The following is a 15,769-nucleotide window of genomic DNA, read 5'->3' on the forward strand; positions in this document are numbered from 1 at the left end:
CCGCGGGCACCCGTCCGGGGACGGAGGGGGCGAGCATGGACGCCTCCCCCCGGGCCGCCACCTACCGCGTGCACCGTCTCCGCCACCGTCCCTGCTTCCGGTCACTCCCGTCCGCGGTCGCGGTGCAGGACCTCGGACAGGGACGACCCGGCGGCCACGGCCTCGCGCACCAGCTCCTCGCGGACCGAGTGAGCGGCCTCCACGCTGAGCAGGCTGTCGTCGATCTCCTGGGGGCGTACCGGCTCCTGTGACGAGGACAGCGCCAGGTCGGCGTAGTCCCCGGCGCGGTCGGCGATCTCCTGGCACTGCTCCCACTCGCGGTGCGCGGTCACCGCCGCGTGCACCCGCCCGCCGTAACCGGTCAGCACCCCGACCCGTTCGGTGAGCGCCTCGTGGGCGCGGGCCACCGCCTCCTCCTGAGGCTGGAGCGCCCGGGTGACCTGCTCGGACACGGCCTCGCGCCGGCGCGCCACCAGCTCCCTGCGCAGGGAGCGCAGCCGCAGCAGCTCCTGGGACAGCCGCCACTCCTCCTCGCGCAGCAGGGGCAGGGTCTGGGCGGCGTCGAAGGAGTCGCCGAGCACCCGGACGCCCTCCTCCACCCGGTCGGTGGCCTGCTGGAGCGCGGCGAACAGGTGGGCCTCGGGCTCCTCGTTGCGGGAGGCGTAGCCGTGGGCGCGGCCGAAGTCCTGGGGCAGCACGTACCGGTCGGCGTACTCCGAGGCCAGGCGGGGGACCATGCCGGGCCGCAGGATGGCCCCGGCACCGCCCGCGGCGGCGGTCAGGTAGAGGGCGGCGGTCGCGGGGTCCCCGGGAACGGCGGCGCCGACCGGCCCGAGTGCCTGGTCGAGCAGCATCCGGGCGCCCAGGACGCCCACGGTGGAGGCGGGCAGCGCCCAGAAGGCGTGCATGACCAGGTCGGCCCAGTCGTCGGTGAAGGAGCCCCTGAGCGAGGCCAGGCCGAGGACGGCCGCGGTCGTCCCCAGGCAGAGCAGGGCCACCAGGACGGCCCCCGCTGCCGGGGAGAGCAGGGCGACGGCGGCCAGTGAGGTGCACCCCGCGACCGTGATCGCGGCGCCCTGGCGCCAGGTGGGCCCGCGCCGCGGGCGGGCCGCGGCCGGGAGCAGCTTCTCGGGATGGGCCCTCATACGCGCGACCGCGCGTGGGGGTAGGTCCGGGTCGAAGGTCGGTCTGGAGGGGTGTGACACGACTGTCACCTCGCTTCGGACGCAGAGCGCTGGTCTCGATGGTAACTCCGCGCCCTCGACCGGGAAGGGATGTCGTAGGCGGTGGGTAGCGTTGGGGGTGAGGGACACGCGGGCGGCGGGGGCGGCCCGCCGCTCGATGGGAGAAGAGGCGACGTGCGACCGGTCAGCGACATCAAACGCAGCGAGGCGCCCTTCGAGGTGGTCTCGGAGATGACCCCGGCGGGAGACCAGCCGGGCGCGATCGCCGAGATCAGCAGGAGGGTGCGGGACGGGGAGCCGCACACGGTGCTGCTCGGCGCGACCGGTACCGGCAAGACGGCGACCGTGGCGTGGACGGTGGAGCAGCTCCAGCGGCCCACCCTGGTGATGCAGCCCAACAAGACCCTGGCGGCGCAGTTCGCCAACGAGCTGCGCCAGATGCTGCCGGGCAACGCGGTCGAGTACTTCGTGTCGTACTACGACTACTACCAGCCCGAGGCCTACGTCCCGCAGAGCGACACCTTCATCGAGAAGGACTCCTCGATCAACGACGAGGTCGAGCGGCTGCGCCACTCGGCCACCAACTCGCTGCTCACGCGCCGGGACACGATCGTGGTCGCCTCGGTCTCGTGCATCTACGGCCTGGGCACCCCGCAGGAGTACGTGGACCGGATGGCGCAGCTGGCGGTGGGCATGGAGGTCGACCGCGACGACCTGCTGCGCCGCCTGGTGGAGATGCAGTACTCCCGCAACGACACCGCGTTCACGCGCGGCACGTTCCGGGTGCGGGGCGACACCATCGAGATCATCCCGGTCTACGAGGAGCTGGCGATCCGCATCGAGATGTTCGGTGACGAGGTCGAGCGCCTGCTGACCCTGCACCCGCTCACCGGCGAGGTGCTGGGCGAGAGCCAGGAGATGTTCATCTTTCCCGCCTCGCACTACGTGGCCGGTGAGGAGCGCACCGAGCGGGCGATCGCCAGCATCGAGGCGGAGCTGGGCGAGCGGCTGGCCGAACTGGAGGGCCAGGGCAGGCTGCTGGAGGCCCAGCGGCTGCGCATGCGCACCACCCACGACCTGGAGATGATGCGCCAGCTGGGCACCTGCTCGGGCATCGAGAACTACTCGCGGCACTTCGACGGCCGCGAGCCGGGCAGCCCGCCCAACACGCTCCTGGACTACTTCCCCGAGGACTTCCTGCTGGTGCTGGACGAGTCCCACGTGACCGTCCCGCAGATCGGCGCGATGTACGAGGGCGACGCCGCGCGCAAGCGGACCCTGGTGGAGCACGGGTTCCGACTGCCCTCGGCGATGGACAACCGGCCGCTGAGGTGGGAGGAGTTCACCGAGCGCATCGGACAGAGCATCTACCTGTCGGCGACGCCGGGCCGCTACGAGCTGCGCCAGGGCGGCGGCGAGGTGGTCGAGCAGGTCATCCGCCCCACCGGGCTGGTCGACCCCGAGGTGCTGGTCAAGCAGACAGACGGGCAGATCGACGACCTGGTCCACGAGATCCGGGTGCGCGCCGAGCGCGACGAGCGGGTACTGGTCACCACGCTCACCAAGAAGATGTCCGAGGACCTCACCGACTACTTCACCGAACTCGGCATCCGGGTCCGCTACCTGCACAGCGAGGTGGACACGCTGCGCCGCGTGGAGCTGCTGCGCGAGCTGCGCGTGGGCGAGTTCGACGTGCTGGTGGGCATCAACCTGCTGCGCGAGGGCCTGGACCTGCCCGAGGTGTCGCTGGTGGCGATCCTGGACGCGGACAAGGAGGGCTTCCTGCGCTCGGAGACCTCGCTGATCCAGACGATCGGGCGCGCGGCGCGCAACGTCGCGGGCCAGGTGCACATGTACGCCGACAACGTCACCGACTCCATGCGGGCGGCCATCGACGAGACCAACCGGCGCCGGGACAAGCAGCTGGCCTACAACGCCGAGCACGGGATCGACCCCACGCCGCTGCGCAAGCAGATCGCCGACATCCTGGACACGCTCAACCGCGAGGACGTGGACACCGAGGAGCTCATGTCCACCGGGTACCGCAGCCCGGGGAGCAGGGGCGGCCGGGCGCCGGTGCCCGCCCTGGGCGAGCGTTCGGCGGACGTGTCGAACATGCCGCGCGCGGAACTGGCCGGGCTCATCGAGCAGCTGAGCGAGCAGATGCACCAGGCGGCCACCGACCTCCAGTTCGAGCTGGCGGCCCGGTTGCGCGACGAGATCGGCGAACTCAAACGTGAGCTTCGCGGCATGGACGCGGCCGGGGTGAAGTGACGCCAGCGCCCATGGGGTAGCGTTTCCAGCTCTGGGGACACCGGGACCAGGTCGATACTCACATCTCGAAACAGAAACTTTTTGAGAACGGTGAGGTCGCGCAGTTACCTCCGCGTGACATACTCTTGGCTTCGCGCAAGCCGTATGTCGCAATTGCCGGTTATCCGGTTGTGGGGGAGAACATGAGAGTTCGGCTTCTCGTGGCCGCGGGCGGCGGCCTGGTGATCACCGGCCTCCTTCCCGGCTGTGGTCTGGCCTTCGGGCACGAGGACGTCGAGCCGCCCAACGGCGCCCCGGGCACCGAGAACGCCTCCGACGAGGACGGGCCCGACATGCCCAAGGACAACGTCAGCACCGAGGACGTGCTCATCGTCGTCGACGACGGTGCCGAGGTGAGCGAGGACTGCGGCGAACGCGAGGTCGTCGTGACCGCGGACGACGCCGTCGTCGTACTGCACGGCGACTGCGGGCTGGTGCGCGCCACCGGTCGCGGGTCCACCGTCGACGTGGGCTCGGCGGACAAGATCGTGCTGGTCGGAGTGGACAACAGGATCTCCTTCGCCTCCGGTGAGCCCGAGGTGATCAACCACGGGCGCAACACCACCGTGGCCGAGGGCGGCACCGCCCAGCGGTGATCCCGCGGACGCGGACGCGCGTGCCGGGAGGTGCGGGTCGGGAGAACCGCACTGCGGTGATCCCGCCGCCGCTGGTGCCGGGTGCCGGGAAGGCCGCGTCGGGGAATCCGTGTCGGGCCGTTGACCGCCCCGGCACCCGAGAGTGACCTTCGATCCGTTACCGTGGTGCGCGTCCGTGCGCGCGCAGGAACTGGCGACGCGGGGACGCCGAGGCCGAGCGGGCGTGGCGACGCGCAGTGAATTCTTGGTTGCAGTTGGCTGTTTCGTCCTCCTGGCCGGCTCTGAGGCGGTACGGTCGTTTAATCCCGCCTGCGGTGCGGCTTGTTCCCGCCGGGGCGGCACGATCCCGCCGGGGTGACACGACGGCCCAGGTGCGGCGCACGCGCCCTGCCGGAGTCGTTCCGAGGGCGCGCGTTCGACGTGAGGACCCGCTAGGGGAGGGGTGGATGAGCGGTTATGTCGCACGGGTGCGGCATGATGAGTCGCCCGGGGGCGACGTCGGCCTGGACCCGTTGGTGAGCTCGGCCGCCCAGCGCTGGGCGGCCGTGGATTCGCTGTTGCCCGAGCCGATCAACTTCGCTCCGGGCTCCTATCCCCTCCTGACCGTCAGCGACGAGGACGGCCGCGCCGTCGCCGCTGGCACCATGCACTACACCTGGTACCAGCCGGGCGAGGTCGGCCGGATATGGGGCGTGCCCGACCAGCACTGGCTCACCCCCATCGTGGGCGGACCCGACCCCGGCCGCGCCCTGGACTCGCTGCTGACCAGCTGGCGCGACCAGCTGGAGGACCTGCCGACCGGCACCGGCTCGGAGTCGGCGGCCCTGGTGAGCTGGCCCGCCCGCGACGTGTGCGGCATCATTCCGCTCCAGCGCCACGGCCTGCAGCCCTACACCGTGCTGGCCGCCCGCCAGCGCCGCCGCGGCGTGCCCCCGTCGCTGCCGCCGCGCGACGTGACCATCCGGCTGGCCGACCGCAGCGACCTGACCCAGGTGGTCGGTCTGCTGATGGAGGAGCACCGCTACGAACAGCACTTCGGCGGGGTGTTCCTGCAACCCGACACCGCCGAGCAGACCCGTGAGGTGGCCGCCAGGGCGCTGAACCGCTCGCGGTCCTGGATCTGGCTGGCCGAGCGGCGCGGCCGCGCCGTGGGCCTGCTGTGGGTGTCCCCGCCGGAGCGCTCCCGTTGGGCCAAGTCGCTGGTCAACGCGCGCCCGATCGCGCACATCGGCTACGGCGTGGTGACCGCGGCGGAGCGCGGCAGCGGGATCGGTACCGCGCTGGTGGGCCAGGCGCACCAGGCGCTGGACAGCCATGGCGTGGGGGTCTCGGTGCTCAACTACGCGGCGATGAACCCGCTGTCGGGGCCGTTCTGGCACCGGATGGGGTACCGCCCGGTGTGGACGACCTGGGAGGTCCGCCCCGCGCTCGCTCTGCGCTGATCCGGCTCGGAGGCGCAACGGCGCCGGGGGACGCGCGCGGTGGGCCGGGCGCCGGGGCCGCGGCGGTAAGCGGCGGCGCCCGGATCCGGGCAGCACGAAGCCGGGAGCTGGGGATGGCCCCCCAGTATCCAGTACACCGCGCTCCCCCCGTCCCGCGCCAGCCCGTTCCCGTGTCTGTGGACAACGGGAGGCGGCGCCCGGTGCGGGCCCGCTCCCCGGGGCTCCACTACCCTGTGCGCTGACGCAACGGCGCGTGGAAGGGGACGGACGATGGCCGCCAGCGACAGCGGGCCCGAGGGCGCGGAGCACGTCGAGATCGTCGAGGTGGGGCCGCGCGACGGCCTCCAGAACGAGGCGAGGACCCTCTCGGTCGAGGACCGGATCGAGCTGATCGACCGCGCGGCGGCCGCAGGGGCGCGCCGGATCGAGGCGGTCAGTTTCGTCCACCCCAAACGCGTCCCCCAGATGGCCGGGGCCGAGGAGATCATGGCGGGCGTCACGCGCGCGCCGGGGGTTTCCCACATCGGACTGGTCCTCAACCGGCGCGGCCTGGACCGCGCGGTGGCCGCGCGGGTGTCCGAGGTCAACGTCGCGGTGCCCGCCACCGACGGGTTCTGCGTCCGCAACCAGGGGTGCACCGTCGAGGAGATGCTCGCCGCCCTGGCCGACATCGACGCCGCGCTGGAGGGGACGGGCATCCCGCTGAGCGTCACCGTCTCCACCGCGTTCGGCTGCCCCTTCGACGGCGAGGTGGCGCCCGAGCGCGTGGTGGAGGTGGTCCGCCGCGTCGCCGACACCGGCGCGGTGGAGATCGCCCTGGCCGACACGATCGGCGTGGGCGTGCCCCGCCAGGTGACCGGACTCGTGGCCGCGGTCGACGAGGTCGCTGGCGGACGTGCGCTGCGCTGCCACTTCCACAACACCCGCAACACCGGTTACGCGAACGCGCTCGCGGCCGTGGACGCGGGCGTGCGGGTGCTCGACTCCAGCCTGGGCGGCTTCGGCGGCTGCCCGTTCGCGCCCGCCGCCACCGGAAACATCGCCACCGAGGACCTGCTGTACGCGCTGCACCGCAGCGGCCTGCACACCGGGATCAGCCTCTCCGGGGCCGCCGCCCTGGGTGAGTGGATGGGCCAGCGCCTGGACAAGCGGCCGCCCGCCTACCTGGGCCGCGCCGGGGCGTTCCCCGCCTGAGGCGCCCCTGTGGCGTTCGTCGCCCGGCCCCCGTCCCCTGTCGGCTCCACGGGCCCCGGCTCCCGGGGCGCCACAAACGGTTTCCGCGCGCCGCGCCGCGGCCCGAAACGCTGCGGAGAAGGCGATCGCGCTGGTGGCGGGAGGGAACACGGGGGTGTACGGCGGTGTCCCCGGGTGTGGACATCCGGGGTGCCTGTTATCCTGGTGCCCCGTGGAGTCCGGCGGCCGGAGCGACGATTCAACCGCCCGCAACCGGACCGCCGCACGGCCGCTCAGCCCGACCCGAGCCCGCCGTAGCCACTCAACCCACGGGAGCACCACTTTGGCATCCGCCGCGAGTACCAAGCACCTTTTCGTTACCGGCGGCGTCGCCTCCAGTCTCGGTAAAGGCCTGACCGCTTCCAGCCTGGGACGACTCCTGAAGTCGCGCGGCCTGCGGGTCACCATGCAAAAGCTCGACCCCTACCTCAACGTCGACCCGGGGACGATGAATCCCTTCCAGCACGGCGAGGTCTTCGTCACCGACGACGGGGCCGAGACCGACCTGGACGTCGGCCACTACGAGCGCTTCCTGGACACCGAGCTGTCCGCGACGGCCAACGTCACCACCGGCCAGATCTACTCCAGCGTCATCGCCAAGGAGCGCCAGGGCGCCTACCTCGGCGACACCGTGCAGGTCATCCCGCACATCACCAACGAGATCAAGGCGCGCATCTACGCGATGGACGCCCCCGACGTCGACATCGTCATCACCGAGATCGGCGGCACGGTCGGCGACATCGAGTCGCAGCCCTTCCTGGAGGCGGTCCGCCAGATCCGCCACGAGATCGGCCGGGACAACTGCTTCTTCCTGCACGTGTCCCTCATCCCCTTCCTCGGCCCGTCCGGCGAGATGAAGACCAAGCCCACCCAGCACTCCGTGGCCGCCCTGCGCAGCATCGGCATCCAGCCCGACGCCATCGTGTGCCGCTCGGACCGCCCCATCACGCAGAGCCTGAAGTCCAAGATCAGCCTCATGTGCGACGTGGACGAGGCCGGGGTGGTCTCCACCCCCGACGCCCCCTCGATCTACGACATCCCCAAGGTCCTGCACCGCGAGGGCCTGGACGCCTACGTCGTGCGCCGCCTGGGCATGCCCTTCCGGGACGTGGACTGGACCGAGTGGGACGAGCTGCTGCGCCGCGTGCACCAGCCCGACCACGAGGTCACCATCGCCCTGGTCGGCAAGTACATCGACCTGCCCGACGCCTACCTGTCGGTCAGCGAGGCGCTGCGCGCGGGCGGCTTCGCCACCGACACCCGCGTCAACATCCGCTGGGTGGCCAGCGACAACTGCGCCAGCCCCTCCGGCGCCGCCTCCGAGCTGGACGGCGCGGACGGCATCCTCATCCCCGGCGGCTTCGGGGTGCGCGGTATCGAGGGCAAGATCGGCGCCATCCGCTACGCCCGTGAGAACGGGGTGCCGCTGCTGGGCATCTGCCTGGGACTCCAGGCCGTCGTCATCGAGTACGCCCGCGACGTGCTCGGCCTGGAGGGCGCCAACAGCACCGAGTTCGACGACAAGGCCGTCGACCCGGTCATCGCCACCATGGCCGACCAGACCGACGTCGTGGCCGGGGAGCGCGACATGGGCGGCACCATGCGCCTGGGCATGTATCCGGCCGCGCTGGGCGAGGGCACCGTGGTGCGCGAGCTCTACGACGGCGCCGAGGCCTCCGAGCGGCACCGCCACCGCTTCGAGGTCAACAACGCCTACCGCGCCCAGCTGGAGGAGGCGGGTCTGGTGTTCTCCGGGCTCTCCCCGGATGGCAAGCTGGTGGAGTACGTCGAACTGCCCCGGGACGCCCACCCCTTCTTCGTGGCGACGCAGGCGCACCCGGAGCTGCGCTCCCGCCCGACCAAGGCCAACCCGCTCTTCCGCGGTCTGGTCTCGGCGGCCCTGGAGTACCACAACTCCTGAACCGGGGGCCGGGCGGGCGGGGCACGAGTCCTGAGAGGCGGAACCCATGCCCGGTGACACCCACCCGGCCTTTCCCACGGGGGCGGACGCGAAGGTCGCGGACGCCCCCGAGTCATGGCCGGTGGAGCGGTCCGAGGAACGCTTCCGCGGCGTCAAGTGCGGCATGCGCACGGACTGGGTGCGCATGGTCGGCAGCGACGGCGAGGGCACGGCCGTGGCCACCCGCGACTACATGGAGCACCCCGGCGCCGCCGCGGCCCTGGCCCTGGACGCCGACGGCCGGGTGCTGCTCCAGCGCCAGTACCGCCACGCCACCCGGCACACCCTGTGGGAGCTGCCCGCCGGGCTCATCGACGAGGAGGGCGAGGGGCCGCTGCGCACCGCCCAGCGCGAGCTGGTCGAGGAGGCGGGGCTGCGCGCCGGGCGCTGGCACGAGCTGGCCTACTTCTTCCCCTCGCCCGGGTTCTCCGACGAGCGCATCCACGTGTACCTGGCCCGGGACCTGTCGGTGGTGCCGCCCGAGGAGATCGGCTTCGAACGCGAGCACGAGGAGGCCGACCTGGTCGCCGAGTGGGTCCCCCTGGAGGAGGCGGTCGCCCTGGTCATGGCGGGCAGGCTGCACAACGGCGCCACCGTCATCGGCGTCCTGGCCGCCCAGGCCGCCGCCGCGGACGGGTTCGCCTCCCTGCGCGAGCCCGCGGAGGACTGACCCGTGGCCGACCGGGCAGGCGAGGGGGAGGATCCGCTGGCACGGGTGTGCGCCGCCTTCCTGGACCACCTCAGCGCGGAGCGCGCCCTGGCCGACAACACCCTCGCGGCCTACCGGCGCGATCTGAAGCGCTACCGCGGGTACCTGGCGGAGCACGGTGTCCTCTCGCCCGACCGGGTGGGTCCCGCCCAGGTGGGCGACTTCCTGCGGGCTCTGCGCGAGGGCGACGCGGACCACCCGCCGCTCGGCGCCGCCTCGGCCGGGCGGGCCCTGGCCGCCGTGCGCGGCCTGCACCGCTTCGCGGCCCGGGAGGGCTGGACGAACGTCGACCCGGCGGCCGACGTCTCCCCGCCCGCGCCGCCGATGCGCCTGCCCAAGGCGGTGCCGCTGGCGTCGGTGGAGCGCCTCCTGGACGCCGCCGGACCGGTCGGGTCCCCGGCCTCCGGCGACCGCGCCGGACTGCTGGCCCTGCGCGACCGGGCGCTGCTGGAGGTGCTCTACGGCACGGGCGCGCGCGTCTCCGAGGCGGTGGGGCTGGACGTGGACGACGTCGCCGACGCGGTGGAGGGCGACGACGCCGTGGGCCTGGTGCGCTTCCGCGGCAAGGGCGGCAGGGAACGCGTGGTGCCGCTGGGTTCCCACGCCCGCCGTGCGCTCTCGGGCTACCTGGTGCGGGCCCGGCCGGGTCTGGCGGCCTCCGGCCGGGGCGGCCCGGCGCTGTTCCTCAACGCGCGCGGGGGCAGGCTCACCCGGCAGGGCGGCTGGGGGATCCTGGCGGCCGTGGCCGAGCGCGCCGGGGTCGAGGGCGTCTCACCGCACACCCTGCGCCACTCCTTCGCCACCCACCTGCTCGACGGCGGAGCCGATATCAGGGTCGTCCAGGAGCTGCTGGGACACAGTTCGGTCACCACCACACAGATCTACACGCTGGTGACGGTCGAGCACCTGCGCGAGGTGTACGCGTCGAGCCATCCCAGGGCACGGCGCTGAGCGGGGACGCGACCGCGCGGGGCCCGCGTGCGGGGGGCGAAGCGGAACAACCCGGTTCGAGGTTCCGATTTCCCCCAGGGGCGCAGGCGTGGGATTCTACCCGTACGTTTTGTTGAAGTGCGTCGTGTCGGCGTTCTAGAGTCGCCGCGCGGAGGTACGTTGCTGTCGACATATTGAGTTTCCGACGGCGGCCAGGGAGCAGGGGCGCGCGGCATCCCTAGCCGTGGCCGATCCGTAGGGGAGGTCAAGGGTTGTGAACTGGGACAACGAGGCTGCGAACACCGCACCTGTCGGCGAGGGGGAGCTCGCCGACCCGGTGACCAACCCGTGGGGGACGACACGCAACACGGGGGCTGATCTGCACACCTCAAGACCCGAGCGAGCCTATCCGGAGCCCGGGCCCGTCGATGAACACGGCCCGGCACGGATTGTAGCACTCTGTAACCAGAAGGGTGGGGTCGGCAAGACCACCACGACGATCAACCTCGGGGCCGCCATCGCCGAGTACGGAAGACGGGTGCTGCTGGTCGACTTCGACCCGCAGGGCGCGCTCTCCGTCGGCCTGGGCCGCCTCGATCCGCGCGAACTGGACCTGACCGTCTACAACCTGCTCATGCAGCGGGACGTGGCGGTCGAGGACGTCCTGCTCAAGACCGACATCGACGGCCTGGACCTGATCCCGAGCAACATCGACCTGTCAGCCGCCGAGGTGCAGCTGGTCGGCGAGGTGGCGCGCGAGCAGATGCTGGGCCGCGCGCTGAGACCGGTCATCAACGACTACGACGTCGTCCTGATCGACTGCCAGCCCTCGCTGGGCCTGCTCACCGTCAACGCGCTCACCGCCGCGGACGGCGTCATCGTGCCGCTGGAGTGCGAGTTCTTCGCGCTGCGCGGTGTGGCGCTGCTGATGGACACCATCCAGAAGGTCCAGGAGCGTCTCAACGAGGACCTGGTCATCGACGGCTTCCTGGGCACCATGTACGACCCGCGCACGCTCCACGCGCGCGAGGTGCTGTCCACCATCATCGACGGGTTCGGGGACAAGGTCTACGGCACGGTCATCAACCGCACCGTGCGCTTCCCCGACGCCACCGTGGCGGGCGAACCCATCACCAGGTTCGACTCGTCCTCGGCCGGGGCCAACGCCTACCGGGAGCTGGCCAAGGAGGTGCTGGCGAGGTGGCCTCTCAGCGGTCACGGCGTGTGACCCTACCCGGGGCGGACGAACTGTTCTTCCGTCCCAGCGGCACCGAGGAGGTGCCGGAAGAGACCGACCGCCAGCACAAGGCACCGGAACAGGGCCGCAGGGGCACGTCCGCCGCGAAGGCCGGACGCGCGCCCAAACCGAGCGGGCGCCAACGCCACGACGAGAAGATCACCGTCTACATCTCCGGGCCCGAACTGCTGGCACTGGAACAGACCCGGCTCTCGCTGCGCGCCGAGCACGGGCTGTCCGCCGACAGGGGCCGCCTCGTCCGCGAGGCCGTCGCCGTGCTGCTGGCGGACTTCGAGGAGCACGGACCGGCCAGCATGCTGGTACGCAGGCTGACCGAGGACTGAAGCACGCGCACCGGTGCCGGAGGGGGTGCCGGTTCGATGACGGAGGGGCACGGGTGTCACCGGCGGGTTCTGGCCGGTGACACCCTTGTCTCATGAGGAAGACGACGCGGGGCCGGTGCCATGGGGGCTGAGGGGACGTCGGCGGACACCGGCGCGGAGGTGGACGACAACGCCTTCCAGGTGCACCTCGACAACTTCGAGGGGCCCTTCGACCTGCTGCTCGGGTTGATCTCCAAGCACAAGCTCGACATCACCGAGGTGTCGCTGTCCAAGGTCACCGACGAGTTCATCGCGCACATCCGAGCGCACGGCGACGACTGGGACCTGGACCAGGCCAGCAACTTCCTGCTGGTCGCGGCGACCCTGCTGGATCTGAAGGCGGCGCGCCTGCTGCCGCGCGGCGACGTCGAGGACGAGGCCGACCTGGCCCTGCTGGAGGCCCGCGACCTGCTGTTCGCCCGGCTGTTGCAGTACCGCGCCTACAAGGAGGTCGCCTCCTTCATGCGGGTGCGCTTGGCCTCGCAGGGGCGCCGCTACGCGCGCGCCGTCCCGCTGGAGGAGCGCTTCGCGGGGCTGCGGCCGGACGTGCTGTTCAAGCTGGGCCCCCAGGAGTTCGCCGCCCTGGCGGGGATGGTCTTCACGCCCAAGGAGCCGCCCAGCGTTCCGGTCACCCACATCCACCAGGCCAAGACGTCGGTCAAGGAGCAGGGCGAACTGATGGTCGCGGAGCTGCGCGAGCACGGGCGGCTGACCTTCGCCCAGCTCACGGCCGCCTGCACCGGTACCTTCGAGGTCATCGCCCGCTTCCTCGCCCTGCTGGAGCTGTACCGGGCCTCCAACGTGGGCTTCGACCAGCCCGAACCGCTGGGGGAGCTGCTCGTCTCCTGGACCGGCGGCGAGGGCGAGGTCGAGCTGGAGAGCGAGTACGACGAGGCCGACGGCGCCGGGGACACCGGCGGCGGGAGCGGGCCGGGGGAGACGGAGGAGCGCCCATGAGCGTCCGGGACACGACGGCGGGGGACACGGCGGAGCGGGAGGCGGTCGGAGCGGCCGGAGCGGTCGGAGGGGAGGCCGCCGGGGACGCCCCGGCCACCCTGCGCCGCGACCTGGAGGCCGTGCTGATGGTGGTGGACCAGCCGGTGTCGGAGTACGACCTGGCACGGGCCATGGACGTGCCCGTCACGGTGGTGGTCGGGGTGCTGGAGTCGCTGTCGCGGGAATACACCGAGCAGGGCCGGGGTTTCGACCTGAGGGCGGTGGCCGACGGGTGGCGTGTGTACACGCGGCCCGAATGCGCCGACGTCGTCGAGCACTTCCTCCAGGAGGGGCAGGAGGTGCGGCTCACCCAGGCCGCACTGGAGACGATGGCGGTGGTGGCCTACCGACAGCCGGTCTCCCGGGGCAGGGTCTCCGCCGTGCGTGGTGTCAACTGCGACGGGGTTATGCGTACCCTCGTACTGAGGGGCCTGATCGAAGAGGCCGGACACGACTCCGAGTCCGGTGCGCTGCTGTATCGGACCACCTCCTATTTCCTGGAACGGTTGGGCCTGCGAGGCCTCGACGAGCTGCCTGATCTGGCGCCGTTCCTCCCCGACGACATCGAAGGTCTAGACGACACCGGTGAGCACACCTAACAACAGTTCCCGCGGTGCGCGGGACGACGCCCCGCGCGGTGAGCGCGGCGACTACGACAAGCGCGGCGGACAGGGCCGCGGCGACAGCCGGGACCGCCGGGACGACCGTCCCCGCGGCGGTTACCGGGACGACCGCGGCCCCCGGGGCCGCGACGACCGTGACCGCGGTAGCGTCCGCGGTGACCGGGACAGCCGCGGCGGACGTGACTTCCGCGGTGGCCGTGACGGCCAGCGCGACGACCGCCGTTCCTTCGGCGGTGACCGCGACAACCGCCGTTCCTACGGTGACCGGGACAACCGTGGCGGACGTGATTTCCGTGACGGCGGGGACCGCCGTTCGTTCTCGGGCGGTCGTGATGACCGTGGCGGACGGGACTTCCGGGGCGGTCGTGACGACCGTGACCGTGGTGGTTTCCGTGGCGACCGCGACAACCGTGGCGGACGTGACTTCCGCGGTGGCCGCGACGGCCAGCGCGACGACCGCCGTTCCTTCGGCGGTGACCGCGACAACCGCCGTTCCTACGGTGACCGGGACAACCGTGGCGGACGTGATTTCCGTGACGGCGGGGACCGCCGTTCGTTCTCGGGTGGCCGGGACGAGCGCGGCGGCCGTGGTCCTGGCGGTGGTCGTGACGACCGCGGTGGCTTCCGTGGCGACCGCGACAACCGCCGCTCCTTCGACAACCGGGACAACCGCGGTGGCCGTGACGGTCAGCGCGGTGAGGGCCGTTCCTTCGGCGACCGCGACAACCGTGGCGGCCGTGGTCCTGGCGGTGGTCGTGACGACCGCGGTGGCTTCCGTGGCGACCGCGACAACCGCCGCTCCTTCGACAACCGGGACAACCGTGGCGGGCGTGACGGTCAGCGCGGTGAGGGCCGTTCCTTCGGCGGTGACCGTGACAACCGCCGTTCCTTCGGCGACCGGGACAACCGCGGTCCGGGCGCTCGCTCCTACGGTCGTGACGACCGTGGCGGACGCGGCCCCGGCGGCGGACGTGACGACCGTGACCGTGGTGGTTTCCGGGGCGACCGCGACAACCGCGGCGGACGTGACTTCCGCGGTGGCCGTGACGGCCAGCGCACCGAGGGCCGTTCCTTCGGCGGCGGCCGCGACGACCGCCGTTCCCACGGCGACCGGGACAACCGCGGTCCGGGCGGCCGTTTCCAGGACCGTGACGAGCGCGGCGGGCGCGACTTCCGCGACCGCGAGCCCCGCGAGGACCGCGACGGCCGTCCCGGCGGCGACCGCTCCGGCGCCAAGCGCGTCACGAGTGAGAGCCAGCTCTCCAAGGCGGCCCGTGAGCGGCTCAGCGCCCTGCGCGCCGACTACGACCCCAAGGACGAGGACCGCGCCGACGAGGCGCGCGACACCTACACCGACGTCGAGAACGGCATCCGCCTCCAGAAGGCGCTCGCCGCGGCCGGGGTCGCCAGCCGCCGGGCCAGCGAGGAGATGATCGCGGCCGGACGCGTCAGCGTGGACGGCCAGGTCGTGCGCCGGTTCGGCGCCCGGGTCGACCCGGAGTCCTCCGAGATCCGCGTCGACAACATGCGCGTGGTCACCGCCCCGGACAAGCTGTACTTCGCGCTCAACAAGCCGCGCGGCGTCGTCAGCACCATGTGGGACCCGGAGGGCCGCCCCACCCTGGCCGACTACACCGGTCAGACCGAGGAGCGGATCTTCCACGTCGGCCGGCTCGACACCGAGACCGAGGGCCTCATCCTGCTGACCAACGACGGCGAGCTGGCCAACCGGCTCACCCACCCGCGCTACAAGGTCGTCAAGACCTACATCGCCAAGGTGCCCGGCCCGGTTCCGCACCGCGTCGTCCGCGAGATCCAGAAGGGCGTGGAGTTGGAGGACGGCCCGGTCGAGGTCGACTCCTTCCGTGTGGTCGACAACGACCCGCCCAAGTCGCTCGTCGAGATCCGGCTGCACGAGGGCCGCAAGCACATCGTGCGCCGCCTGATGGAGGCCGTCGGCCACCCGGTCGCCGACCTCGCCCGCACCCAGGTCGGCCCGATCGACCTGAACGCCCTCAAACTGGGCACGATGCGGGCGCTCACCTCGCGTGAGGTGAGCGAACTCTACGAGGCGGCGGGCCTGTAGATACAGTTGACGGCGGTCGCCTGCCCGGACACCGGGCGGCGGCCGCCGTTCCCCTTCTCCGGGGTACGGCACGGCGA

The 15,769-nt window shown here is 72.1% G+C and carries 13 protein-coding genes; 12 read left to right on the top strand and 1 reads right to left on the bottom strand.

Translation table 11 applies throughout. The features are described from left to right. Positions 1–101: 101 nt before the first annotated feature. Positions 102–1,145, bottom strand: coding sequence for a hypothetical protein (locus FYW99_RS20920; RefSeq protein ID WP_150253728.1), 1,044 nt, complete (start codon positions 1,143–1,145; stop codon positions 102–104). 213 nt (positions 1,146–1,358) lie between these two features. On the opposite strand from FYW99_RS20920, the gene uvrB reads away from it, so the two are divergent. The 12 genes from uvrB (at position 1,359) to FYW99_RS20980 (ending at position 15,692) form a co-directional block, all read left to right on the top strand. Next, positions 1,359–3,458 carry an excinuclease ABC subunit UvrB gene (gene uvrB / locus FYW99_RS20925; protein WP_150253729.1) on the top strand — a complete coding sequence of 700 codons (2,100 nt, stop codon included), beginning with the start codon at positions 1,359–1,361 and terminating at the stop codon, positions 3,456–3,458. A gap of 182 nt (positions 3,459–3,640) precedes the next feature. Further along, positions 3,641–4,093: a DUF3060 domain-containing protein gene (locus FYW99_RS20930; protein ID WP_150253730.1), complete on the top strand. Its 453-nt coding sequence runs from the start codon at positions 3,641–3,643 to the stop codon at positions 4,091–4,093. A gap of 446 nt (positions 4,094–4,539) precedes the next feature. Beyond that, positions 4,540–5,535 carry a GNAT family N-acetyltransferase gene (locus FYW99_RS20935; RefSeq protein WP_061078554.1) on the top strand — a complete coding sequence of 332 codons (996 nt, stop codon included), beginning with the start codon at positions 4,540–4,542 and terminating at the stop codon, positions 5,533–5,535. A gap of 270 nt (positions 5,536–5,805) precedes the next feature. Next, positions 5,806–6,729 (top strand): hydroxymethylglutaryl-CoA lyase, encoded by a 924-nt coding sequence (locus tag FYW99_RS20940; RefSeq protein WP_150253731.1) that lies wholly within the window; start codon positions 5,806–5,808, stop codon positions 6,727–6,729. A gap of 322 nt (positions 6,730–7,051) precedes the next feature. Continuing rightward, positions 7,052–8,689, top strand: a complete 1,638-nt coding sequence (locus tag FYW99_RS20945) for a CTP synthase (RefSeq protein ID WP_150253732.1) — start codon at positions 7,052–7,054, stop codon at positions 8,687–8,689. A gap of 46 nt (positions 8,690–8,735) precedes the next feature. Beyond that, positions 8,736–9,398, top strand: coding sequence for an NUDIX domain-containing protein (locus FYW99_RS20950; protein WP_150253733.1), 663 nt, complete (start codon positions 8,736–8,738; stop codon positions 9,396–9,398). Positions 9,399–9,401: 3 nt separating this feature from the next. Further along, positions 9,402–10,388 (top strand): site-specific tyrosine recombinase XerD, encoded by a 987-nt coding sequence (locus FYW99_RS20955; protein WP_150253734.1) that lies wholly within the window; start codon positions 9,402–9,404, stop codon positions 10,386–10,388. Between the two features lie 253 nt (positions 10,389–10,641). Next, positions 10,642–11,595, top strand: a complete 954-nt coding sequence (locus tag FYW99_RS20960) for a ParA family protein (protein ID WP_150253735.1) — start codon at positions 10,642–10,644, stop codon at positions 11,593–11,595. Continuing rightward, on the top strand, positions 11,592–11,948 hold the full coding sequence (locus FYW99_RS20965; protein ID WP_150253736.1) for a hypothetical protein: 357 nt from the start codon (positions 11,592–11,594) through the stop codon (positions 11,946–11,948). The genes FYW99_RS20960 and FYW99_RS20965 overlap by 4 nt, the downstream gene beginning before the upstream one ends. 120 nt (positions 11,949–12,068) lie before the next feature. After that, entirely contained in the window at positions 12,069–12,944 is an 876-nt protein-coding gene (locus FYW99_RS20970; protein WP_061078561.1) for a segregation and condensation protein A, read from the top strand. Continuing rightward, positions 12,941–13,582, top strand: a complete 642-nt coding sequence (gene scpB / locus FYW99_RS20975) for an SMC-Scp complex subunit ScpB (RefSeq protein ID WP_190394744.1) — start codon at positions 12,941–12,943, stop codon at positions 13,580–13,582. Before FYW99_RS20970 ends, scpB begins: the two co-directional genes overlap by 4 nt. Continuing rightward, positions 13,569–15,692 carry a pseudouridine synthase gene (locus FYW99_RS20980; protein WP_150253737.1) on the top strand — a complete coding sequence of 708 codons (2,124 nt, stop codon included), beginning with the start codon at positions 13,569–13,571 and terminating at the stop codon, positions 15,690–15,692. Before scpB ends, FYW99_RS20980 begins: the two co-directional genes overlap by 14 nt. The last annotated feature ends 77 nt before the right edge of the window (positions 15,693–15,769 follow it).

The sequence above is a fragment of the Nocardiopsis deserti genome, from assembly GCF_008638355.1.
In the GTDB taxonomy this organism is placed as follows: domain Bacteria; phylum Actinomycetota; class Actinomycetes; order Streptosporangiales; family Streptosporangiaceae; genus Nocardiopsis; species Nocardiopsis alborubida.